This is a genomic window from Salicibibacter halophilus (assembly GCF_006740705.1).
Taxonomy (GTDB): Bacteria; Bacillota; Bacilli; order Bacillales; family Marinococcaceae; genus Salicibibacter; species Salicibibacter halophilus.
In genome coordinates, this window is sequence record NZ_CP035485.1 from 1,197,174 (window position 1) to 1,220,704 (window position 23,531).

General features: G+C 41.6%; 22 protein-coding genes and 1 pseudogene. 5 read left to right on the plus strand and 18 right to left on the minus strand.

Annotated elements, in window-relative coordinates; genetic code table 11:
* Positions 1-30: 30 nt before the first annotated feature.
* Both EPH95_RS05830 and EPH95_RS05835 read right to left on the minus strand, forming a co-directional pair.
* Positions 31-540, minus strand: coding sequence for a DoxX family protein (locus EPH95_RS05830; RefSeq protein WP_142088133.1), 510 nt, complete (start codon positions 538-540; stop codon positions 31-33).
* Positions 541-622: 82 nt separating this feature from the next.
* A complete protein-coding gene (locus tag EPH95_RS05835) occupies positions 623-1,579 on the minus strand; it encodes an acetamidase/formamidase family protein (RefSeq protein ID WP_142088135.1) in 957 nt (318 codons plus the stop codon).
* A 221-nt stretch (positions 1,580-1,800) separates the two neighbouring features.
* Here EPH95_RS05835 and EPH95_RS05840 point away from each other — a divergent pair, with 221 nt between their 5' ends.
* Entirely contained in the window at positions 1,801-2,091 is a 291-nt protein-coding gene (locus EPH95_RS05840; RefSeq protein WP_160141640.1) for a hypothetical protein, read from the plus strand.
* Positions 2,092-2,207: 116 nt separating this feature from the next.
* Here EPH95_RS05840 and EPH95_RS05845 read toward each other — a convergent pair whose 3' ends face one another.
* Together EPH95_RS05845 and asnB are read right to left on the minus strand one after the other, a co-directional pair.
* On the minus strand, positions 2,208-2,456 hold the full coding sequence (locus EPH95_RS05845) for a hypothetical protein (RefSeq protein ID WP_142088139.1): 249 nt from the start codon (positions 2,454-2,456) through the stop codon (positions 2,208-2,210).
* 317 nt (positions 2,457-2,773) lie between these two features.
* Positions 2,774-4,261 (minus strand): asparagine synthase B, encoded by a 1,488-nt coding sequence (gene asnB, locus EPH95_RS05850; RefSeq protein WP_227004067.1) that lies wholly within the window; start codon positions 4,259-4,261, stop codon positions 2,774-2,776.
* 199 nt (positions 4,262-4,460) lie between these two features.
* Between asnB and EPH95_RS05855 the strand changes: the two genes are divergently transcribed.
* The 3 genes and pseudogenes from EPH95_RS05855 (at position 4,461) to EPH95_RS05865 (ending at position 6,768) form a co-directional block, all read left to right on the plus strand.
* Positions 4,461-5,588, plus strand: coding sequence for a betaine/proline/choline family ABC transporter ATP-binding protein (locus EPH95_RS05855; protein ID WP_142088144.1), 1,128 nt, complete (start codon positions 4,461-4,463; stop codon positions 5,586-5,588).
* Positions 5,588-6,064 (plus strand): annotated as a pseudogene (locus tag EPH95_RS05860) (ABC transporter permease); the annotation flags it as partial. The gene EPH95_RS05855 and the pseudogene EPH95_RS05860, both read left to right, overlap by 1 nt.
* Positions 6,065-6,087: 23 nt before the next feature.
* Positions 6,088-6,768: a glycine betaine ABC transporter substrate-binding protein gene (locus EPH95_RS05865; protein ID WP_227004068.1), complete on the plus strand. Its 681-nt coding sequence runs from the start codon at positions 6,088-6,090 to the stop codon at positions 6,766-6,768.
* 218 nt (positions 6,769-6,986) lie between these two features.
* On the opposite strand, the gene EPH95_RS05870 is transcribed toward EPH95_RS05865, so the two are convergent.
* From EPH95_RS05870 to EPH95_RS19440, 6 genes are all read right to left on the minus strand, one after another.
* The gene (locus tag EPH95_RS05870; RefSeq protein WP_142088149.1) at positions 6,987-7,256 is read right to left on the minus strand and encodes a hypothetical protein; all 270 of its coding nucleotides are present in this window, start codon (positions 7,254-7,256) and stop codon (positions 6,987-6,989) included.
* A 5-nt stretch (positions 7,257-7,261) separates the two neighbouring features.
* Positions 7,262-8,107, minus strand: coding sequence for an Nmad3 family putative nucleotide modification protein (locus EPH95_RS05875; RefSeq protein WP_142088150.1), 846 nt, complete (start codon positions 8,105-8,107; stop codon positions 7,262-7,264).
* A 10-nt stretch (positions 8,108-8,117) separates the two neighbouring features.
* Positions 8,118-8,909 carry a hypothetical protein gene (locus EPH95_RS05880; RefSeq protein ID WP_142088152.1) on the minus strand — a complete coding sequence of 264 codons (792 nt, stop codon included), beginning with the start codon at positions 8,907-8,909 and terminating at the stop codon, positions 8,118-8,120.
* 5 nt (positions 8,910-8,914) lie between these two features.
* Complete coding sequence (locus EPH95_RS05885; protein WP_142088155.1) at positions 8,915-10,180, minus strand: flavin monoamine oxidase family protein; 1,266 nt, start codon at positions 10,178-10,180, stop codon at positions 8,915-8,917.
* Positions 10,181-10,317: 137 nt separating this feature from the next.
* Positions 10,318-11,121, minus strand: a complete 804-nt coding sequence (locus tag EPH95_RS05890; protein WP_405127453.1) for a virulence RhuM family protein — start codon at positions 11,119-11,121, stop codon at positions 10,318-10,320.
* A 3-nt stretch (positions 11,122-11,124) separates the two neighbouring features.
* Positions 11,125-11,313: a virulence RhuM family protein gene (locus EPH95_RS19440; RefSeq protein ID WP_264371996.1), complete on the minus strand. Its 189-nt coding sequence runs from the start codon at positions 11,311-11,313 to the stop codon at positions 11,125-11,127.
* 128 nt (positions 11,314-11,441) lie between these two features.
* Here EPH95_RS19440 and EPH95_RS05895 point away from each other — a divergent pair, with 128 nt between their 5' ends.
* Positions 11,442-12,170, plus strand: a complete 729-nt coding sequence (locus EPH95_RS05895; RefSeq protein ID WP_142088157.1) for a M48 family metallopeptidase — start codon at positions 11,442-11,444, stop codon at positions 12,168-12,170.
* Positions 12,171-12,192: 22 nt separating this feature from the next.
* Here the strand turns inward: EPH95_RS05895 and EPH95_RS05900 are convergent, their stop codons facing one another.
* Genes EPH95_RS05900 through EPH95_RS05935 form a run of 8 tightly spaced genes read right to left on the minus strand, consistent with a single transcriptional unit; the run spans position 12,193 to position 23,529 of the window.
* On the minus strand, positions 12,193-13,122 hold the full coding sequence (locus EPH95_RS05900; protein WP_142088159.1) for a restriction endonuclease: 930 nt from the start codon (positions 13,120-13,122) through the stop codon (positions 12,193-12,195).
* A gap of 15 nt (positions 13,123-13,137) precedes the next feature.
* Positions 13,138-16,053: a type I restriction endonuclease subunit R gene (locus EPH95_RS05905; RefSeq protein WP_142088161.1), complete on the minus strand. Its 2,916-nt coding sequence runs from the start codon at positions 16,051-16,053 to the stop codon at positions 13,138-13,140.
* A complete protein-coding gene (locus EPH95_RS05910) occupies positions 16,050-17,282 on the minus strand; it encodes a restriction endonuclease subunit S (protein WP_142088163.1) in 1,233 nt (410 codons plus the stop codon). Before EPH95_RS05910 ends, EPH95_RS05905 begins: the two co-directional genes overlap by 4 nt.
* Positions 17,263-18,753, minus strand: a complete 1,491-nt coding sequence (locus EPH95_RS05915; RefSeq protein ID WP_142088165.1) for a type I restriction-modification system subunit M — start codon at positions 18,751-18,753, stop codon at positions 17,263-17,265. The genes EPH95_RS05910 and EPH95_RS05915 overlap by 20 nt, the downstream gene beginning before the upstream one ends.
* A gap of 28 nt (positions 18,754-18,781) precedes the next feature.
* Entirely contained in the window at positions 18,782-19,222 is a 441-nt protein-coding gene (locus tag EPH95_RS05920) for a hypothetical protein (protein WP_160141641.1), read from the minus strand.
* On the minus strand, positions 19,222-21,225 hold the full coding sequence (locus EPH95_RS05925) for an AAA family ATPase (protein WP_160141642.1): 2,004 nt from the start codon (positions 21,223-21,225) through the stop codon (positions 19,222-19,224). The genes EPH95_RS05920 and EPH95_RS05925 overlap by 1 nt, the downstream gene beginning before the upstream one ends.
* Positions 21,215-21,406 (minus strand): hypothetical protein, encoded by a 192-nt coding sequence (locus EPH95_RS05930; RefSeq protein WP_142088172.1) that lies wholly within the window; start codon positions 21,404-21,406, stop codon positions 21,215-21,217. Before EPH95_RS05930 ends, EPH95_RS05925 begins: the two co-directional genes overlap by 11 nt.
* Positions 21,403-23,529 (minus strand): sigma factor-like helix-turn-helix DNA-binding protein, encoded by a 2,127-nt coding sequence (locus EPH95_RS05935; RefSeq protein WP_160141643.1) that lies wholly within the window; start codon positions 23,527-23,529, stop codon positions 21,403-21,405. The genes EPH95_RS05930 and EPH95_RS05935 overlap by 4 nt, the downstream gene beginning before the upstream one ends.
* Positions 23,530-23,531: the final 2 nt, after the last annotated feature.

The window sequence follows — 23,531 nt, forward strand, 5'->3', positions numbered from 1 at the left end:
GGGGGTACGCTTATGGGGGAATTAGTCCTTCTAACCCTGGAGACCTCCACGTTCCGAAGGAGTTGACGACGATAAGGATGGTTGCTTTGTGCTCATTAAAATAACCGCGATTACCATCAACACGATAATGTCTGTATACCCATTTATTATCCAACCCTGGTGATACGGAAGCATAAATATGGCAGCAATAAGCGGGGCGACTAAAGTCGCTGCAGAAAAGCGCACAAAAAAGCCGAATAAGAGCATAAGTCCCGCCAACATTTCAATAATCACCGTTATATGAACCAATGGAGCGGGGATGGGAGATGGGTCAAAAGCAGACAGATACTGCCCAATGTCCAATAATTTTTCAAACCCCGATACTGCCATGACCCCTCCCAAAAGAAATCTTAGCAGCAACAATCCCCCTGATATAAGAAACCTAAAAATCGATTTAATCATGAAAATCAAACCCTTCTCGTACGAATAGCACCGACTATATTCCTTTTCTATCGTACTAAGGGAGCAAATAATAACACAAGTCTGTTGGAAAATGTACATAAAACGTTCAGATATGTTTAATTACAAAAAGCTCCCCTCAGATCTGTCGACCTTTTGGGGGAGCCTGTCAATTAGTTAACCTTCATCGAAAGATGCTGTTGGGCAGAAATGCGGAGACGAGACAATGAGGCATATTCACAATCTCGCTAACTCGTAAATCCACCGCGATGCTGCAAAGCATATATGCTTCTTCGTCCTTTATTTTATACGTATCGACCAAATGTTCAATCATATAGCGAATCGCATTCTTTGACGCGGTTACTATATCTTCCCCGTGTCCCGTCGTTACATAATACCCGCGGCTATCTGCTTCAGGCGTTGGAGGCCCGGGGATCTCATAACGGGGCTCGGCAATCGATTTCCCTTTATGCAGCTTGAAGCGAACGGTAGCTTCCATCGACGCTTCGATAGCTGTGCCGCATACTTCCCCATCCCCTTGGGCCGCGTGGGTGTCACCGATGGAGAACAAGGCACCTTCTACCCAAACAGGCAAATACAATTTACTGCCTCGTGTCAGATGGCGAACATCGACATTCCCGCCATTCTTTCGCGGCGGCACTACACTGAAGTTTTCTTTTTCAGGAAGGGCAACACCGACCGTCCCAGGGAAAGGTTTCAAAAATATATCGATCCCATCTAAAAATTCTGTTTTATTTACTCGCGTCAAATCAAATGTTTTAATGGCAGGTTTTTCAAACTCGTCCGCCAATAAACCAAACCCCGGGATCAGCGCCGTCCATCCCCATTCCAAATGACGAAAATCGAGCATTTCAATCTCCAATGTATCGCCGGGCTCGGCGCCTTTGACATAAACGGGACCAGCCACCGGGTTCACTTTTCCGAAATCAATATTTTTAACGTCCTCACCCGTCGAATGTTTCGTAAATTGTCCGTCCGAAGCTTCTGTAATTTGATACTGAACTGCCTGCCCACTATCGACTTCGGCAATTGGCGCGATCGAACGGTCCCAACCGTAATGCTTGTGAGAAGAAAAATCGTGAATGGTTGTATACGGGTGATGATGGTGGTGAATCGTCATCGTAAAACACTCCTTATGCGATTAAAAATTTCAGTACCGTGGATGGTTCAAGCTCGGACATTATCCCGTTATTGTGAAGGACTTTGACCGTATAGATATTATACCACTCGGGAAGCAACGCTTTACGAAAAATTCTCACGTCTCGATAAAAAGATGATATGATATAATATAATAGTGAGTAATATATACTAACATAGAAGGGAAGATTTATAATGATTTCAATGGAACAGAAAATTGAAAAAATCCTCACAGCGGTTACAGAATTACAAGAATCCCAAACCGGCATGCGCGAGTCTATCTCGGAGTTGCAGCAAATCACAAGAGCCCTTCGCGACGGGCAAGAAGAAACAGAGGCAAAGGTGGACGCACTGGGTTCTAATATAGAGGCGATAGCAATCGACTTGAACGCAGTGAAAAAAAAGATGGCAACCAAAGAAGACCTTCTCTTTTTTGACCGTAAAATAGGGGAACACGACCGAGAACTAGATAAGTTGAACCGACGTTCTAGTTAAAATACGCAGTTCCCGTGGGTAAAACGAACCTGCATAACGGCCACATGATTAAAAGAAAGAGATAAGAAAAAAGACCACTAGCAAACCATTGCACTGTTCGCCAGCGGTCAAACAAGTTAATTTTCCTCCGTTTTTTCCTCCTGAAGTCGATTATAATATTGAACACTTGTCATCGCGCCTTCGTCCACCATGTTGGCATCGTCTATGTCTGAAGGCTTGCCTAATTTTTTGAGATAAGACGAATTTTCCTTTCCCGTTATTTTCGCTAGCTGTCGCTTCACTTTCTGACGATTCTCGCTTTTCGACAAATAAGCGGCCCCGGCAACTGCTCCGGCTACCCCCACTGCTTTTGTTACTTTTCCCATTGATATCACCATTCTTTCATTAGATTCTTTAACTAATGATCGCAAGAGTCATCTATAACTCTTATACCCCTTTTTGCATCTCACATAACCAGGGTTTGCTGAAATGAAAAAATTCTTTCTGTAGCAAGGGCTTGCCCTGATTAGTAGGAAGAAAAATGGCCGCTCACGGCTAAACCATTGCACCTTATGATCAACATGCGAGGGATGGTGCTTCTTGCGCGACGAGGCTTGGCCGTTCGTACCGCGGAAAGCAAAGCCATGGAAGCGACATCCCGTCCTTACGATAAGCAGCCTCTAACTAGTATTAATAGAAATGGTCAGCTCGTTGCCCAATGGCCGACGGCTGAAAGAATCGAACGGTCAGGGAAGTAGCGTTTAAAAATCTGGTAGTAAAGAAGTTCCTGTTTGGAGCGGACCCATTCATTTTCCTGCCTTGCTTCTTCCACTTCTTGTTCGCTGTATTGTTTTTCAGCGTAAGCTTCGAGAATATCCAGCGCGCCGCTCCCTTCGGAGAATTCGGCCTTGTCTCTCCAGATAATTTCGTCTGCGAGAGCACCGTCATACGCTTGCCGCAGCACCCATTTTTCGATTTGGTCATCTTTTAATTTTAGTTCAGCGGGAATTTTCATGGCGTACGTGATCATATCCAAATCAAGGAATGGCGTGCGCAATTCCAGGGAATGCGCCATGCTCATACGGTCTGTGCGTTGGGAATTAATGTTATGGAGCGTGTTAATGATCCGAATCAATTCTTCATTTAACTTATGCGTGTCTTTGATGCCTTTCAAATAATCATATCCTGAAAATAATTCATCCGCGCCTTCCCCTGAAAGAATCACTTTCACATGTTTGGCTGCCAATTTTGACACAAAATACGTAGGAATGGCACTTCGGACGAGCGAAGCATCAAAAGACTCAAGGTGATAAATGACTTCCGGCAGCTGGTCGATTAATTCCTGTTCGGTGTAAATATACTCATAGTGTTCCGTACCAATTTCTTCGGCAACTTCACGTGCTCGCCGCACATCTTCACTGTCTGCGCTACCGACACAAAAAGACTTGAGAGGTTGCTTTGTTTTTCGGCGTTCATCTGCCAACATGGCAATTAGACTGCTATCCAGCCCCCCGCTTAGCAGAACGCCAACCTCTACATCCGCCATCAACATTTTTTCCACCGCTTGGCCAAGGGATTTACGAATGCCTTCCAGCATTTGCGATGATTCAGAAGTAGAAAAAATTTCGTTTTCAGCCGGTTGCCGAATACGGTGATATTCCACAAAGCCTTCCTCCGGGGTATAATAATGCCCGGCCGGAAATTCATGCACATCAGCGGTTACGATATACAACGTTTTCAACTCCGAAGCGAAAACCATCTCTTCTTCTTCATTTTCCCCGTAGTAAAGTGGTTTACTGCCAAGCGTATCTCTGGCTGCCATGAAGGTTTTTTGCCCCGAATCCACAATTACGAAAGCAAATGCGCCATTTAAACGTTTGACAGCTGACGGACCTTCTTGTTCATACCATTTAAGCGGCACTTCACTGTCTGATTCAATTACGTAGTTGGTTGTATCCGGCAATTCGTTTTTTAAAGCTTGATAATTATAAATGACGCCGTCAACAACGATCCATTTTGTGCGATCGTCATTTGCGATTGGTTGTTTTCCATTATTAACATCAACGACCGACAACCTTCGATGACCGAGATGAAAAGCATCCAATACGATGTCGTCCCCTTCGTCCGGACCACGGTGGGTCATCGATTGCAACACTTGATTCTTTTTTTCCGCAGGTAATCGCCCAGCCATGGCAAATATGCCACCCATACAAACTATCACTCCAAAAATAATAAATATAAAAGATACAATAATCCTATTCTACTTAATAGAACACAGATTGTCTAATTGACCTAAACCTTGTATTTTAAGTCTTGAATCGTGTATGATATTCTTTGTACGCAATTTGGCGCTCTATCTTTATGAATTACTACCTAGAAAGCGTGATGCTATGATTGAGTTCCGAAATGTCGGCAAAACGTTTGATGACGGGTTCCAAGCCCTCAAAAATATAAACTTGACCATTAACGATGGAGAATTAGTTACCCTCATCGGTCCGTCAGGTTGTGGAAAAACAACCACGATGCGGATGATCAATCGACTGATCGACCCTACGGAAGGGGAAATTTTGATTAACGGGGAAAATATTGAGCAAAAGAACCCTGTGCAATTACGGCGGGACAGCGGCTATGTGATCCAACAGATCGGTCTTCTGCCACATATGACGATCGAAGAAAACATTTCGATTGTGCCCAAGTTAAAAAAATGGGAAAAAGAACGATACATGAAGCGTGTCGATGAATTGCTTCATTTGGTCGGAATGGATCCCGGAACGTTTAAAAAACGTTATCCCCGTGAATTGTCTGGCGGCCAGCAACAGCGAATCGGGGTCATTCGAGGCTTGGCGGCAGATCCTCCGATTATTTTAATGGACGAGCCCTTTAGCGCATTGGATCCGATCAGCCGGGAGCAACTGCAAGATGAACTGGTTAAATTGCAGAATGAAATCAAAAAAACGATCGTTTTCGTGACGCATGATATGGACGAAGCCATCAAAATCGCGAAACGGATTGTTATTATGCGTGATGGTGAAATCATTCAAGAAGACACCCCGAATAACATTTTACGTGAGCCGAAAAATGACTTTGTTCGCGAATTCATTGGTTCAGAAAGGTTGAACAAGGAGTTTGGGCCACCGGTCGCTCATAGTCTTATGATCGAGAACATCGCGACTGTGCGAGGGGACCGCGACTTGGTTGAAACTTTAAACTATATGAAAAAGAGCAACGTCGGCCTACTCTACATAAAAGGAACAGACGGCGAGCCTCTCGGTTACGTCACGTTAGAAACGTTGCAGAAACATGACCATCATAAGCGAACAAATTTGTCAGAGATGATGGAAACGGAGTTTCCCCAAGTCACCCCGGACACGTTGTTAACGGAGATTGCCGATATTTTTACAAATGAAGGCATTCATCATTTGCCTGTCACGAGCGATAACCAACTGATCGGACTGATTACTCGGTCCAGTATGATTCGCGGAATCGCCGAATGGGAGCAACATGGGGGTGGCTCCTGATGGAATTCCTTCTAGAACTATGGGAATTATTCACGGTCCGCAATGATCAAGTGTGGGTTGCTATGCAAGAGCACTTTTTCCTTGTCTTTATATCCATGGGATTCGCGGTATTAATTTCTGTACCGCTTGGCGTTGCTTTAACCAGCATTCGTCGTTATGCAGAGCCTGTAATTGGCGTAACTGCGGTGGCACAAACGATTCCAAGCTTGGCTTTACTCGGTTTCATGTTACCAATATTGGGGATTGGAACGAGTAATGCGATTTTTGCACTCACGGTCTACGCATTGCTTCCGATTTTAAGAAATACGTATACCGGGATTATTGACGTTGATCAATCATCCGTGGATGCCGGTCGCGGAATGGGGATGACCCGCGGACAAATTCTGAGGAAGATCGAGATTCCTTTGGCTTTGCCAGTAATTATGGCCGGGATTCGTACGTCTACCGTTATTGTCATCGGGATTGCCACGTTGGCAGCACCGATGTGCTGACTCAAGGAATGCAAGACGAGGATATTGACCTTTACGTGGAATACACCGGAACGTCATATATTACCGTTTTGGATGAAGAAATTGACCCTGAGGATCCTCCGGAAGAGGATGAGATCTACGATACTGTACAAGAAGCCTATCATGAAGAATTTGATATTTCCTGGCTGGAACCGTTCGACTTTGAAAACCGCTATGCATTGGCCATGCGAGAAGAAGACACCGACGACATCGACAATCAAAGCGATTTGGTTGACGAAGCCGAAAATCTCGTGATCGGTCATAACGCGGACTTTGCCGAACGACCGGACGGACTCGATCCAATGAATGACATGTATGGCTATGAATGGGGCGGCAATGAACAAATGGACGAGGGGTTAATGTATGATGCCCTTCAAAATGAAGAAGTCGATGTCATTTCAGCCTTTACGACAGACGGCCGGATCCCGGCGTATGACTTGGAAATCATCGAGGATGACATGAACTACTTCCCACCTTATTATGCTGCGCCGATTATTCGGAACGACGTCCTTGACGCCCATCCGGAGATTGAGGAAGAACTCGCTGAACTCGCGCCTCTCTTGACGGAGGAAACAATGGCAGATTTAAACGCTCAAGTCGACATCGATACGGAATTGGAAGAAACCGTAGCCAATGATTTCTTGGTGGAAAATGGTTTGATTGAGGAATAAGATGCGCAAAAGGCTTTCGCTTATTGGCGGGAGCTTTTTTAATGATACTTAAGAATAAAACTATTGGAATGGGTATAATCTGGCACTTTCGGATCTTATTCTGGTACTTTACGGTGATAATCTGTCACTTATATATCTTATTCTGGCACTTTCCAGGATTTTTCTGGCACTTTCGCAACTTATGTTGTTTTATTCCTCCATCTCGCGCTGCATTTCTATCACATTCTCCTTATTAGATCGAGATCCAACTCCTCTGCTATCAGTTTACGGGCAATCGCTTCTTGTGATTTTTTCTGGCCTTTTTTTATCCCTCTCTCCTCTCCTCTTTTTTCTCCTTTTTCCTCTGCCTCTTGCGCTCGTAGCTCGAATTCTCGTTTGGCAGCCTCTTCATCCATAATCTCTTTGGTCGTTGAACTGAGTTCCTCCCAGTGGTTAAAAGCGCTGTATAAAGTGTTATCTTTCATCGCGATCTCCTCCATATCACTCATTCCCCCTATTCATACACCGAACACTTCATAATCAACTCCTCCGCCCATGCCACAACCTCCGGATTACTGCTCACATACATTTCCTGGTCTCCCCTTCCGACCGTTTGCATTTCGACCATACCGTCGCGAAGCACATTCCATGTTTTTATTCTGGACGTGAATTGATCTTGCTCGCCTTGAAAACAAGCAGGCAATTTCCAAAACGACCGGGTAGTTTTCTCTTCGTGCGTCAGGACAAGCCGGGGATCATAGTGAAAAGACCCCCACCCCGGCTGGTTGGCATGCTTGCTGAACGTCGATGTCGCCACGTAAACACTATTCCGCCCTTTCGCATGTTCATGGCTGTGTTTAATGTGCGGATGATAGGCGGCCCACGAAGGTATCGAATCCCCTACCCGGATATCCAGCTCACGGTCCACTTCCAAATATCCGAAAATCGCGTGGACATCAGGGGCATGCGGGACATACTTCCATACGCCATCTTCTTTTCTCGCTTCTTTAAACCACCCGAAGAAAAGAAAAATATCGCCTTCCCCGACAGCCCGATTATGTAACGTGCCCTGTGAAATCCCGGACTGGCCAAACAACCCCCGCCATTCCTCCGGACGATTGTCCAACAACGATCGCTGCAAATCAGGATCCAGATGCGCCTCAGAATACATCTTGATCCCCAAATCTTTCATGATCTTCAGATAATTCTCCTCGGAAGAAAACTTCATATCTTTATAAAAGAAACCGGAATCCGCGCTGGGGATCGGCAATGACACGAACTTGTTATCCAGAATCGGGCTCGGTTTGCCGCCGGCGCTTCCATCGAAGCCTTTTCTGCTGAGAATGAGTTTTCTGGGCATAGTATACTCCTTATGATAATGATGTTGGCCTTCCCGTACGAATCTCTTTTTTGATCTTCTGAAAAATCGGCCAGTGTTGCACGAGTGGAAGGAAATTGAATAAGAAACCGTCCAAAGCTGAATAGATGGTAATGAAGAATGGAACCAGAAAGGCGATCGCAATATTTGCTTCTGCTTCAGTCATTAATGACAGAAATTCTTGATAAAAAGAGATACTGGCTACCACAATAATGATGAAATATGCACCTGTCCGCCTATATTTTGTAGGTTTTTTGAGAAAGTCCGTGAGATGAACAAACGAACTTAATAAAATTGGAAGCAACAACAGGGCTACATAAAAAAACAAAGGATTATCCGGTAAAACAGGTAACATTCCAAGAAACATGCAAAAGAACCAAGCATGGATAGCGAAACTCTGCACATTTATTATGATGATTTGTTGTTTCTCTCTTGCTCCTATGACATTCCCATGCCCCTGGCTCAGGGTTGTTAAATCTCTTAGTATAAAGATTACCACAATTGAAAAAGCCAATGAAGCAATAATGGAAAGTGGATAGTCTTGATTACTATAAACCTCATATAATAGATATAAAATCTGCCCAATTAAGAGGACATACATCACGATTTGAAAAACAAACAGGATTCGCTTTACGTTAAACCGTGATTTCTGAATCCAATTGTCATACAACCATCGTGCAACCATCCATAACCGTTTTTCCGCAACATTAAGAATGGAAGGCATGGATACGACGAGTATAATTGGTAAAACAATTAATATAAAAAGTAAAAGACCAGCCAGCATTCACGTCACCTTTTCTCCTTAGCTATCCTATTCGCTGCATGCTGTCCCGAGCGAACAGCCCCCTCCATAAAATTAGGAAAAGCTTCTGCAATTTCACTACAAGCGAAAGCGAACTGATGAAATGGTTCTCTTAACGTTTCTGCAGCGTCAACCTTGCCTCCAATATGGACACTGGCACCATATCCTCCCCCGCAATACGGATGATTCACCCAAGCACTTAACGCCATAGCTTCGTAGTTTTTTGCTTGATCGCCGAAAACTTCAGTTAATAATTGATTCGCCATGCGTCTTTGGTGTTCCTCCCCTTCTTGATCTAATTTTTTTGCCTCGTCTGCTCCAATAAACATGGTTAATCGGTGTTCTTCCCCTTTTTTGGAAGAATCCATGACGACGACACCTTTGGGATCTGTGTAAATGATTTCCTGTATTCGTTTTACCTCACCATTAACTAAATGGTTATGCCAAAAAGGCTGTCTGTACACCCACGAAGCCTTAATAATAGCCCCATCTGTATAACTATTTAATGCTTCTTGGTACTGATCCTTCAGATTGGGGCTGTAAGAAATGCGACTAGCAACGGTAGGAGGAACCGCCACAATCACCGACGCTGCTTCGTACTCGCCCGCACCGGTTATAATCGTACATCCTTCATTCGTTTCTACAACTTGCTGAACCGGCTCATTGTAAAAAATATTACCGGCTATATTTTTCTCTAAATAGCTAATCACTTGATTTAACGGCCCTGATGATTGATGCGTAAGGTCACTCATTTCCGATTCGTAACGAGCATTGACCTCTTTTAACGCCCTTGCGCTTATATGGTCCGGATGGATATTTAAAAGCTCGGCTTGATTGCTGCTGATGATCTTTTTGACACCCTCATCATCAAAAAACCGATCATACAAAGCAGACAAGCGTTCATCAACTTGACCGTCCCAATCATCTAAGCGAGTGTCAAAATCAGTAAGGTTATCGATCTCTTGATTCATTGAGCTAATGGAAATAGCATTTTCAGGCATATCCGTCTCTTTTATCTCCATACCTGATGCTTTGATCAAACGAGCCATTTCTGTCATATCCTTATTTACAAATTGAGGGCCTAACTCAAAGAAAACATCAGCATTTTGCCGATCGGATAAAACTTTCCCACCGGAGCGGTTGCTAGCCTCAATCACTTTATAATCAATGCCTTTGTTATGAAGCGTGTTTGCTGCCGACATCCCTGCCAGCCCGCCACCAACGACAATTGTTTGGTACTTTTTCGATGCCATTTTTTCACCTTCGTCCTATTACCCGGAAAAATTATTCCGGCATATACATCTTTTGCAATGGTAACAATGCCCTACATCATTTGGCATTTGATCATACCATTTCACGACTAAATCTATTATTAAAAGTCCTCTGAAAATTACTTATCTAATCGTTTATTCTTGATAAAATCCTCAAAGTCACCTCTTTGATCCACGCTTAAGCGGTGTTGATGATATTTATCGTATTCACTTATGGCGAGTTGGCCCGCAACTTCTTTTGATATTTCTCCTGCATTTTCCAGGATGGCGCGTTCATTAAATTTAAGAAAAGCATTTAATTTATCCGTCCAGTTTTCCATATACATAGGTTGATGACGTTTGGCTTGATCTTCTGCATAATCAAGATACATCGTGACAATTCTGTTTAGTGAATCTAATTCATTTTCTGTCAAATAATTATTGGTTATCGTTACATCACTTTTACGAACTCTTTCACCTTTCCATGAGTTTAATCCCATATTTTCTTTTTCCGCATTCGCTCTTTTAGCAATGAGCTCTGAAGCAGTATATCCATGGATCGCAAAGTGTAACTTGTTTTGGACTGTTGCAAAAAATTCCCTGGTAATTTCAGTTTGTGGCTCATAATCCACGGAAGTTGCATATATATCAGTGATCTTTTGGTAAAACCTTTTCTCTGAAGCACGGATGTCTCGAATTCGTTCAAGTAATTCATCAAAATAATCTTCACCAATATTCCGTATTTCTTTAAGTCGATCATCATCCATGGCAAAGCCTTTAACCAAATACTCGTTCAATCTTTCAGTTGCCCACCGTCGAAACTGTGTACCACGGTGTGAACGAACTCTGTATCCAACAGAGAGGATAATTTCGAGATTGTAAAATGAAACATCTCTTTCAACCTCTCTCTTACCTTCCATTTGAACTATTCGGTTTTTCCGAATAGTTCAATCTTCATCCAGTTCGCCCTCAGCATAAATATTCTTAATATGCTCATTTATTGTATTAACACCTTTCTGATATAACTCAGCGCCCCCTTTTTGTGTCATCCATACGGTCTCATTTTCTAGTCTGACATTGATCTTTGTATCTCCGTCTTCAGTTTGATACATAAGAATATTGGATCGGTTTTCCATTTAAACGCCTCCCATTTTATATCGGCATAAAAGTGTGTTTCCCCTCACCATCACTACACTTCATTGCATGGTCATATGTGCTACAATAAGTGTAAACTGATCAAACCTTCAAAGGAAAGGATTCCCCTATGCCATCTTTCAACTACGGCAACACAACGATCGATTATTCCCTCCATTACCAAGCGCATAAAAAAGATGTTTCGATTGCAGTTGAGTGGCTGGATGGGGTACAGGTGACGGCTCCACCTGATATTTCAACGGAAAAACTACATGAGGTCCTTCGGAAAAAAGCACCCTGGATCATTGAAAAATGGTACGAGTTTAACGAAATTGCTATACCATCTACTCCTAAAGAGTTCGTGAGTGGAGAGAAGTTTCCATACTTGGGAAGGCAGTATCGTCTAAAGGTTTACAATGAAGGTGATCGTTCCAATGCTCAACTTGCATTTAAAAACGGGAAATTTTACGCTTACATCCCCGAAAATATCACAAACAATGAAAAATGCGACCAGCTTCATATTCTATTTAAAAACTGGTACATACAATATGGCCAGCGAAAAGTGAATGAACGGGCGAAACAATATTGCGAAAAACTAAATGTCTCGCCTAGCAAAGTTTCCCTCAAAGACCAGCGAATGCGTTGGGGATCGTGTACAAAAGAAGGGGCCATCTATTTAAATTGGAAAATCGTAATGGCTCCCGTATCCGTTCTGGATTATGTGGTTGTTCATGAACTCTCTCATCTTAAATACGCCGATCATTCCAAGAACTTCTGGGGTACCGTGCATAGCATTCTGCCAGATTATGAAAAGCGAAAAGAGTGGTTGCGGGTGAATGGCCCGACCCTTCATCTTTAACCTACCAAGCCAAACGCACTGCTTAATCTTCCATAAAATAATCCGAATCGATCTCTTTAATTTTGATCGTTTCCTTAGTAGAGACGCCCAGATTATAATCAATCATGAGGTGAGACAACTCCTGACCATTCAGCAAAATAATATTGTTGTCAATAAAATTTACATATTCCTTTGCTTCGGAGGTAAATGAGGAGGTTGTTATAAAAACACCCTTTTTCGCACGGCGCCCCTGGAGTGCGCCGGCAAATTTTTGAATTTCCGGGCGGCCAATGACTGCTTCCCAACGTTTCGCTTGTAAATAGATGACGTCTAATCCAAGTTGATCCTCTTTGATAATCCCATCGATGCCTCCGTCACCACTTTTACCAACCGCTTGTCCTGCATCTTTCAACGAACCTCCATAGCCCATTTTAACAAGTAATTGGACAACTAATCCCTCAAAAAATTCTGGAGAACATTCTTTAATGGTCTTTAATAGCTGTTCTGCAAGATCATCTTTTAGAATCTGATTGGTCTGATCCATCAACTCGTAGGGGGTTTGGCTTTGATTATCATTACCCAATGTTGAAGATCGATTTCTTTCATTTTTAGCTTCCTGTCGAGATGAGGATGGCTGTTGAAATTCAGTAAATGATTCAAATTGCATCAGAAAATTTCTAGTAATCATTTGAGGATTTTGTTTTAAAATGTCTTGTCCCCGTTCGGTAATGTTTGAATATCCTCTTCGTTTAGATTCCAATAATCCTGCTTTTTTCAAATAAGTATTCGCCCAATTGACGCGATTGTTAAATATACGTTGTTTTCCACTCGGCAGCAATTGAGCTCGTTCTTCTTCCGTCAGCTGGAAATCATCAGCTAACACTTCATTCGCTTCTCGAATATGGTGCTCACTTTCATCTTCGAAAAACTTTAATAAGGGCAACATCAACTTCTGATAATCCGGAATAGCCATGCCGCAAACCCCTCTCTATTTCTTATAATGCACCTTCGCCAAATCCATCATCTGTTGTGTCAAGCCTTCCAATTGATCTTTCGGGCAGTGGCTAGCTCGTAGTTGGCGTTTTATTTTTCTGCGCATTTGCCGTTGGACTTCATCCTTTTCGGGCCAATCCATCACTGCATAGTCCTGGATTTCTTCTGTGATGATGTGTGTTAATTCTTTTAAAGGTTCTTTGTCATCATAAGGTAGTTCTTGTTCCATCAATTGAAAAAATGGATATTCTTCTTTTGTAAATCCTTCTTCTTCCCCCTGCTTATCACTGTTACGGAGTTCGGCCGTTATTTTTTGAAGCTCTTCGAGCTGTTCGATAAGGTCCATCCGTTTCTCTTTGCCGTCTTCAATAAGTTGTTCCAGTTTTTCTTTTAATGACGTATAGTACACCGGATTTTCATCAAGTTTCACCTTTATTTCATGGCGGATGGCATGTTCCATTTCAGATGCCTTTGCTTCATCTGAAGTATATGTCTCGAGACGCTCGGTAAATTTTCCGGACATTATATCGATGGGTTCGTGCAACACCTCTATGGATGATGCATGCAAATGATCGGCGATGAGTCGTTTCACTTTTTCGCCGCAATCGGAAATATCCATTTGAGGTTCCCGATAACGGCTTTTTGCCATTTGACGGATTTTTCCTAGGAATTTTAAATCTTTTTTATACGGCTCGGCTTTCGGATTTGGCATCACCATATTCACGCTTTCCGCAAACTTTCTAAACGCCACATCGAATTCATTCCGTACATCTTCAGGTCGTAACACTTGAATACATGCTTCCGAATCGAAAAAATCAACATGGTCAAAATAGCGCATCGCCGCACGGTGACGGTTTTGTAAGCGCGGGATTTCGCTTTCGACAGGATGCAAGGCACCTTCAATATCACTGTCATCAAAAACACTTAACGCTTCATTTAAAAATGAGGACACGCCGTAATAATCAACGAGAAGTCCGTGGGTTTTCCCTTTATAACGGCGATTGGTTCGTGCGATCGCTTGTAATAGATTATGTTCTTTTAACGGTTTATCCAAATATAATACCTGTTCAATCGGCGCATCGAACCCGGTGAGTAACTTATCGACGACGATGATGATTTCGAGCGGATCTCCTGCCTTTTTAAAACGATCGATATAGTTCTTTTCTTCCACATCGGATAGGTGATATTTCTGCAAATGTTCCCCGTCATTATGGCCGCCTGAAAAAATGACGACGGATTCAAGATCACTCAATTCATCAAGTTTCTCTTTATATAAAATCGCGGTTTTACGATTGACGGCAACGAGTTGCGCTTTAAATCCATCCGGCCGGATATGCGTTTCAAAATGATGAATCAAATCTAAAACGATTTGTTCCACCCGCTTTGGTGCGCCTGTCAAAGACTCCTCCGTCGCAAATCTTTGCTTGATCCTCTCTCGATCTTCTTCCGGATACTCTCGAAACGTGCGATCGAAAAGGGTATCAAGGGATTCACCTTGGACGTGAAGATTCGTCATGCGTCCTTCATAAAAAATAGGCACGGTCGCTCCATCATCCACCGCTTGTTGAATGGTGTATTTGTCGATATAGGGGCCGAACGTTCGAGTCGTACTACGATCCTCTTTATCGATCGGCGTTCCGGTAAACCCTAAATAACAAGCGTTTGGCAAAGCGGAGCGCATATTCACGGCAAGTCCTTTGTATTGCGTACGATGACTTTCATCGACCATAACGAAGATATTTTCATCTTCAGAAAGAAGCGGATGCGCTTCGCCTTGTTCTCCTTCTTGAAACTTGTGTACGGTTGTCGTAATTGTGGAGCCCCGGGCTTGGGTTAATAATTGACGTAAATCGTTGACCCCCTCGGCTTGTTTTGGGTTGGGAAATCCGCAACGTCGGAACGTCCCCGCAATCTGATTGTCGAGATCATTACGATCGGTGACGATCAAGATCGTAGGATTTTTCAAAGACGAGATACGGCGAAGTTTCACTGCTAAATACAGCATTGACAAACTTTTTCCGCTGCCCTGCGTATGCCAAACGACGCCGCCGCGCTCTTTCGGCGTTTCCGTATGCAAAATACGCTCAACCGCTTTGTTAACCGCACGAAACTGTTGATAACGCGCGAGCTTTTTAACCGTCTTACCACCTTCAGGTTCATAGACGATGAAATTTTGCACAAGGTCCAGTAATTGCGTCTTCGTTAGCATGCCAACGGTTAAAATGTCCTGCCGATTTGGTTCTGTCCCAATATCGTCGATTTTAAATGGCCACGGATCTTTCCATTCACTATAATGACGGGTTTGTGCGCCAACAGTTCCAGCCTGCGCCTGCTCCCCGCTCGTCGCGATTAAGAATTGCGTGTAATGAAAAAGACGGTCGATTTCTCTTTGATACCTGTTGAGCTGTTTAACCGCCTCCCCCATTTGATTTGTAATCGTGGGGCTTTTGCATTCGATCACGACCAAAGGAAGACCGTTAATATAAAGGATTAAGTCCGGTTTAATCGTACCACCGACATCGCTAATCGTTAGCTGATCAACGACGAGAAATTCATTGTTTTCGGGATCGTCAAAATCGATCATTTTGACTGTTTGGTTCTTTTTTCCTTTGCCTAGATCCTGTTGGATCGATATGTAGCTGACGAGATCTTTGTGAAATTGTTCGTTCGCTTCCATCACACTCGTAGCGTCAATATGTGTTACCTGACGAGTCATTTTATTGAGGTTATTTTCATCTATCCACGGATTCAGGCGATGGATGGCATTCGATAGACGTTTCGTAAGCACCACATCACGCAATGTCTCTCGTTCTTCATCCAAAGCAGGGCTATGAACATGTTCATAGCCCAAGCCCTGGAGCTGACAGATCATTCGGTTTTCCACGAGTTGTTTTTCATTTAACTCCGTCATGTGGAGACCACCTCATCTTCATCGACTTTCACACGGACTTTGCCGGTGAGAAGGACTTGCATTAAGCCTTTTTTGAGGGCTTGGAGTTGGGCAAGTTTTTGGTGTTCTGCGGTAATTTTGTTGTCTACTGAAGTAATTATATCTACTATCTCTGTTTGCTCTTTAATAGGCGGTACAGGAACTAATAGAGATGAATACTCTTTTGCATTTATATTTGGTTGTGCTCCTGCTCTGAGCATTCGTGTAACCCATCTATAATAATAATTCGAATGCGTGACATTGAATATAAATTCAGGTAACACTCTGTTTATATCAAGTTTAAATCGAATTAAATAACCTGCATATGCACAGTATCCATCTTCTTTATTATACAAATATGTCTTACCTACCGTGGCACCGCTACGTGCAAATAATAAATCACCTTGACTTAAGACATATCCGTTTGCACTCTCATTATCAATACTTTTTGGATCATCATTATTTAACCTTCCGAATTGATCCACATCAGTGATTCTTATATATCTAGGTAGAGAGGTATTATAACTACTAGCAGAAGCACCAGCTCCATATGCTGGCTTAGCAGTTGAAAGGTCACCTAAAGATATAACCTCCCACTCCTCAGGAATCTCCCCGATTTCTGTTTGCTTGAACTTCGTATGGCCGATGCCTTGAGTAAGAAACTTTTGCATCAGCCCTTTTTTCACTTTTTCCGTTTGCGCAATGATGGCTTCCATTTTTTCAATGGCATCATCAACGGAAGTGAGGATGGCCGCAATTTTGTGTTGTTCGGGGAGGGGAGCCGCCAGAATTTTAAACTGTGAAAATGTTTTCTTATTTATTATAGGGACAGTTGTAGCACCTGCTAAAGCCTCTAATTGATTTCTTCTATATAATAGGCTATAGAAAATATAGTTAGGATCATTATACTCATTCGGAATAACTGAGTTAATTTGTTGGTTTGTAATGCAACGTTCACTGGAAATTGCTATCTTTCCAATAGAAGCAATACACGTTACTAGAATACTATTTGGTGGTATTTCTTTTCCTTGTTCAACTCCTAATTCTGTCACCTTTTTCTCAGTTTCCATTATTTTTCTATTCCTCGTGATGTCTGTGGGAGTTACAAATTGCACAGTACCATTCCAAAAATCACTATTTGCGGTCTTAGGAGTCGAGCCAGTAATAACCTCTCCTATGTTTTCTATATTTTTAATCTCCCAGCCGTTCACTATACCCCAACTCCTTCAAATATCCATTCATTGTCTCCTCTATGTCTTCTCGTTCTTTTTCCAATTTACGAAGTTCATCCAATGCTTCCTCTACATCAATCTGCTCTTCTTCTTCCGTTGTATCAATATAACGAGCAATGTTCAGATTGTAATCATTCTCTTTGATTTCTTCCAAATCAACCACTCGGGAATATTTCTCATTGTCTTCCCAATCGGTGTAAGCGGAGACGATTTTATCGACATCTTCCGTTCGTAAGAGATTCTGGTTGCTCTCCTCTGCATAATCATCTGCACCGTGAACAAAGAAGACCTTTCCTTTTTTATCTTCTTCTTTCCCTCGATTGAAAATAAGGATACTTGCCGGGATGCCTGTGCCATAAAAGAGGTTAGAAGGTAAACCAATGACCGCTTCAAGTAAGTCTTCCTCTAGCAAACCTTTACGGATTTTCCCTTCGGCCCCACCACGGAATAGTACCCCGTGCGGCATAACGACGCCTGCTTTTCCTTCATGATTCAAGGTTGCTACCATATGCTGGATAAACGCTAAATCTCCTGCGTTTTTTGGGGGCATACCAAAACGAAACCGTCCATACTTATTGCTCTCCGCTTCTTCTCTTCCCCAGTTTTTTAAACTAAACGGAGGATTGGCGATAACGCGGTCGTAGAGCATAAGCTCCCCATCTTCAATTAATTGAGGATCGCGGATGGTGTCTCCTTTTTTAATTTCATGATCGCTTAGCCCGTGCAGGAGCAGATTCATTTTACAGATCGCCCATGTGTTCAAGTTTCGTTCCTGACCGTGAAGCGTTAGGTTGCTGGGGTTACCACCTTGGGATTTGATGTAATCGACCGATTGAATGAGCATGCCGCCGGAACCAACCGTGGGATCGCAAACGCGCATGCTTTCTTCGGGTTTGAGCAGTTTAACGAGTAATTCGACGACTTTACTTGGTGTGTAGAATTCCCCACCTTTTTTGCCTGCATCATCGGCAAATTGTTTGATTAAGTATTCATAGGCACGGCCGAGCATGTCTGGCTCTGATAGATTTTGATTGCGCAAATCAATAGCCGTGAAATGCTGAATCAATTGTGTGAGCAACGAATCAGGGAGTTTTTCCTTATCGTTGAAATCTATGTTGGCGAGTACACCTTCCAGTGATTTGTTTTCTTCCTCCAGCGCTTCAAATGCTTTATTTAAACTATCACCAATGTCCTGCGTTTGTGCTTGAATATGTGTCCAACGGGAGCGATCAGGTACGAAAAATTGGTGTTCGTCCGGGTCAGTCCAACCGTAATCATCGCCTTCCTTTTCTTCAATTTCTTGCGCTGTCTCTACGAATTCATCATTTAACCGTTTTAAGAACAACAGACCGAATATGTAATTTTTATAGTCCGAGGAATCGATGCTCCCCCGTAAGATGTTTGCGGATTCCCATAAGTGGGATTCGAGTTGTTGTAGTGTTAGTGGCATATTTTTAAGCTCCTTCTTTTCGACAAATCTAAAATGGTATGGATGTACTATCCTGATATACATATTCTCCTAAAGACAGGATAACCTCATTACTGTTACCGGGGATTAAATGGTAATTACCATTTTCGGTTTGTGACACGTAATTAGAGAGAATATGTCTAGTAAGATACTCGAGTCCAGTCGTAACAATGCTTTCGGCCTTCGTTAAAGTGTCATCGTCGGTGTGAATCGTTTTTTCTCGTTCATATAGAATGGACCGCATGAGATTGATTTGATCTTCAGAAAAAATCACTGCTCGAATAATCGCTGTTAAACCGTCTCTTTCTTCATGCCATTGCTTATGTTTGGCACCTAATGCAAAAGCGATCATAAATAATTGCTGATACTCATTGACAATGCCATGCGTTTTTAAGTCTTGGAACAGGGAGACATAGTGCTTATGAATTTTTATTCGTCGGTCTTGATTCATCACAATGATACACCTTCTTGTCGATTAGTCATCTCCACGATCTCTGTTACACCTTCTTCTTTCGTTATGAGCGAATAACTATTGCCCAAATGGTTTGCAGCTAATAATTCTTCTTCATGTTTGCTGGTAAATTCTCTATCTGTAACGAGTAATACCCATTGAGAACAAACGTTGGGGATAAACGAAATAAGCTGATCATGATGTTCAGCCGACAACCGCCCAAAAGGTGTGTCCATAAACAACGGCATTTCCATTACTGTTTCTCCACCTGCAATTTGAGCAAGTGCAGTGATGAAACTTAAGGATAGAATTTGACGTTGCCCCTGAGAAATGTTGGCAAGGAATTCTTGCCCAAATCCATTTTCAACTTCCAGTGAATAATCGGACTTAATTTTAATTCGACGCATATTTATGCGACCACCCTCGTCAATCAAGAAGTGAAGGTTTTCTGTAGATATATCCTCAAGCTCATCAATCATTCCTTTTTCATAATCTTTAACCATTGTTTGCAAAGCATTCCTGGCCGCCTCAATTTCTTCTTGTTTACGTGCAAGCTTCTGATGAATTTGGCTTTTTACTTTTAATTCCCCTTCATGCCTTTTGAGGCTCTCAAGTGTCTTTTCGTAGTCCTTCCATTCATTCTTAATTGTTTTCATTTCAAACTGTAATTTAGATTTCTCTTCCATCAACTTGTCACGATCATTCGTTATTTGCGATACCGTTTCAATCCCGGATTCACTTCGTTCGTTTTGGTGCTTTTTTATCTCCTCTTCAAGGGATGATCGGGTATCTACTATCTTTCGTACCTCTTCAATGCTTTGCCCTAGCTCATCTTCTTTTGCTTCTAAATGTCCGAGTAATTTTGAGATAGCTGATTTAAGTGGGTAGTATTGTTTCTTTTCTTCACTTTTTTTCATTGACTTTTTCAGCGCTTCAATCGCGCGATAACTCTCTGAGTCCTTCGTGAATGGCCGGTCACAAATACAAGTTAATTCATTTAAAATGCTATCCAACCAATCCACATCTGCTCCTGACTGTTCTGTATAACCTGTAAGATAAAGATCTAGCTCATCGTTCACTTGATATAAAGGATCTTTCATCAATAGCAAGGAGTAAATATCGTTTAAATCCACAATCTTTCTCATGGCGTGATTCTCATTTTTTTGTTGCTGTTGGAGATCTTTCAGCAGTCGTTCATAGTGTTCTTCTTGTTTCCTTTGTTCCTCAAATTTCATCAAGTGATCTTTCAAATCATCTAATCTAAACTGTATTTTCTCAAAATCACTTTCCTTGGTTTCTAGCTGTGTTCTTCTTTGTTCGATCAAGGATTCATATTTAAGTTGTTCTTGTAAGTTCTGTTGATACTTTCCCGTTGAGTGTTTTTCCAGTTTCTTCTTTACATCATTTTCCAAAAAACTAAGTGTTGTTTCAGCATTATTTAATTGATCAATATTTAGGAGATTTTTAATACCAGTTGCTACGTCTTTTTTCTGCGAACTACTGGCCCGCGTTAGACGTTCGATTCTTTCCCCGTCGAAAAAGAAGTAGTGCCGCATTCGTTTATCAAGTATACCATCAATGTAGTCTTCGACATCGTTTGTTTTCGTTAAATAGATCTTTTCCTCTTTATCAATCGTTTGAAGTGTACACGTTCGATTAGAAATTGTTACCTGATCGTTTATGAATGCTGCAAGTAACGAGCGAGTTATTTCATAACGACGGTCTTCTCTTGAGAACACCAGTGATACTTCTACCTTAACAGGGTCATGCTCCTCGTTCAGTGCCTTTGTATTTGGAATAATAATATCTGCGCCCTTACCATCCTGATCCAACTTTTCATCACCATATAAGGCAAATAAAACAGCACGATATATACCGGTTTTCCCTCGGCCGTTTTCCCCTTGTATAACCGTAACCGTTTGTTGATCACCCGAGCTAAAGGAAATCGATTGTTTCCCATAAAATTGCCTGAAGTTCACCATTGATAACTGCTCAATTATCATTTTTAATATCACCCTCTTCTTGTAATAGTCGCTCGACATAACGATCCACTTTTTGTGCTTGTGCGCGAGTAGAATTAACTGAATGTCCCGCTTCTTCCACTGCCTTCGTTACAATCTTGGCAGTGATTTCGTTCAATGACTTTACTTCCAATAATCGTCCTATGAGTTCATCATTTTTCATGTTGATCTCCAACCCTTGCTATTTTTACTTACAAATTCATCGCCCACTTCATAAAACGGGGCTTCGTCCTTCGCGAGTACATCCATGACGTGTTGAAATAATTTACCATCCGAACTATATTCAATTGAAATTAAATATCTATAAAGCTCTGTTTTCTTTACAACTCCATTGAATTCTTCCTCAATAATATAGCTAATCAGATCTAGCTCTGTTTTAATCCCTCTAGACTTAAGTGATATTATCTTGTAAAAAGCACCGGCTATAAGAAATGACTCATTCTTTGACAATAGGTCCGTGAAAAGATCAAAAGACCAAACAATACCTCCTTCTAATTTCGGCTTTTGAGATTGGGAAAAAATCATTTCCATACTGGCATATGGTTTATCGACCGTTTGTAAATATTGACTTACTTGTTGTTCGATCTCTTCTTGTTTATCGTTATTCCATCCGATCACATCATAATGAACATATTCGCCATATTGGCCACGCGTAAAATAGAGCAAATGATCAGAGAAGGACAATGCGAAATCCAAAATTTTTGGATGAGCACCCACTGATTCAGTAATAAAGTTGATAACCTCCTCGCGAGAGACTATCGATTCATTCTCTTTAACAAAATCTTCTACTATACCACGGTTCGAGACGTCCGACATTTCGGTTTGACTGGATAAAATATGTGGATATCGAATAAATTCATATTTGTCTCCGTAATGAATCTTTAAAAGGTCATATAAAAGGTGATCACTATATATGTTAATCGATTGGCTATACACTTTATTGTCCTCAAACACAGCATGAACAGAAATGAATTCCATTTTCTGGAACATATCTTCTATATACAGAAGAAAGGGTTCGTAATGTTCAAGTGTCAGTGTTTCGTAATCATCGATCAACCTATATTGAGCATGAGCACTACGTATAATAGACTCCTCGTTTGCTAGATTATGCCATAATGTAAATTCTTTCCATCCTTGTTTTTTAATAAATTCTTCTTGTAACTGTGTTGTGTTCACTTCTCCACCCTGCTCTTGGATAAATGCACGTAAACGATCGGCGTTATATTGGAACGGTTCATCTTCTTTTGTAATTAAAGGGTACTTAGGGTAATATATTTTCTTAGTTCCAAACTCCCGTAATAAGGTATACAAAGCATATTCTGTAGGTACGCTCATTTCAGTGAGCTCGCTTTTAAATGCCTTAAATACACGGGTAACATTGAGACTTGATCTTTCTTCAAAGACTCCCAAAAGATATCCTTCTATCTTTTCAAGTAAGGGATGCGGAACGTTAACAAATGATGTGTGAATATATGTTCCCCTCTCCCAAAGATAGATATTTTGAGATCTTAAAGCAACAGCACTGAAGTCTCGCTTTTTATTAAATGTGCCTGCGATTAACTCATTGCCAATAGAAGATAACTTATCTTCCTCTTGATATATTTCAGCCCCTTCGGGGAATTCTTTCATTACAATATCAGTAAGGTTTACTTTTGTAGATATATTTAAATTTAATAGATATTGCCCTTTACGCTTTGATGCTTCAATAAAATTCTCATCAACAAATTCTTCCATTCTTTTCCGTGGCCAAACTGTATTATCTACCAGCCATTTCATTAAATCTGAATAAGAAGTAAGTTCCCCCCAGAATGTCTCTTTAGCCAGTTCTTTCGTTTGTGACCAGCGCTCCTCTCGAACTTGCGGTGATCGGTTTGTAAAATAGTTGTTTACAAGATAGACATTATTGGTCTCCAACATTTCCAATATAATGAAATGGTAAAAATCATGGAAATCCAGCCATTCATTTTTTATGTAACTTTTTTCATCAGAAATTTGTCTTATCAGCTTTGTTAATCCATCTGATGTGTACACTAATTTGTTAGTAGCTTTGTTTAATATCTGCCTTACACGTTCTCTTGTTACACTCATATGTTGCCCGATGATTTCAAGGGTGGCTTTTTGCCCATTAAGTTCAAGTTGATGCTTATATTTTAAAGCTTCTAACGTTCTCTCTTTAAATATTGGGTTTGTATTATCCTTCATTCTTTCAATTAGATTAATAAATAATGTATCCAGTTGTTGCTCTATGGTTAGTTTTGCAAATTCGTGTCTTTCATCAAGTTTCACTA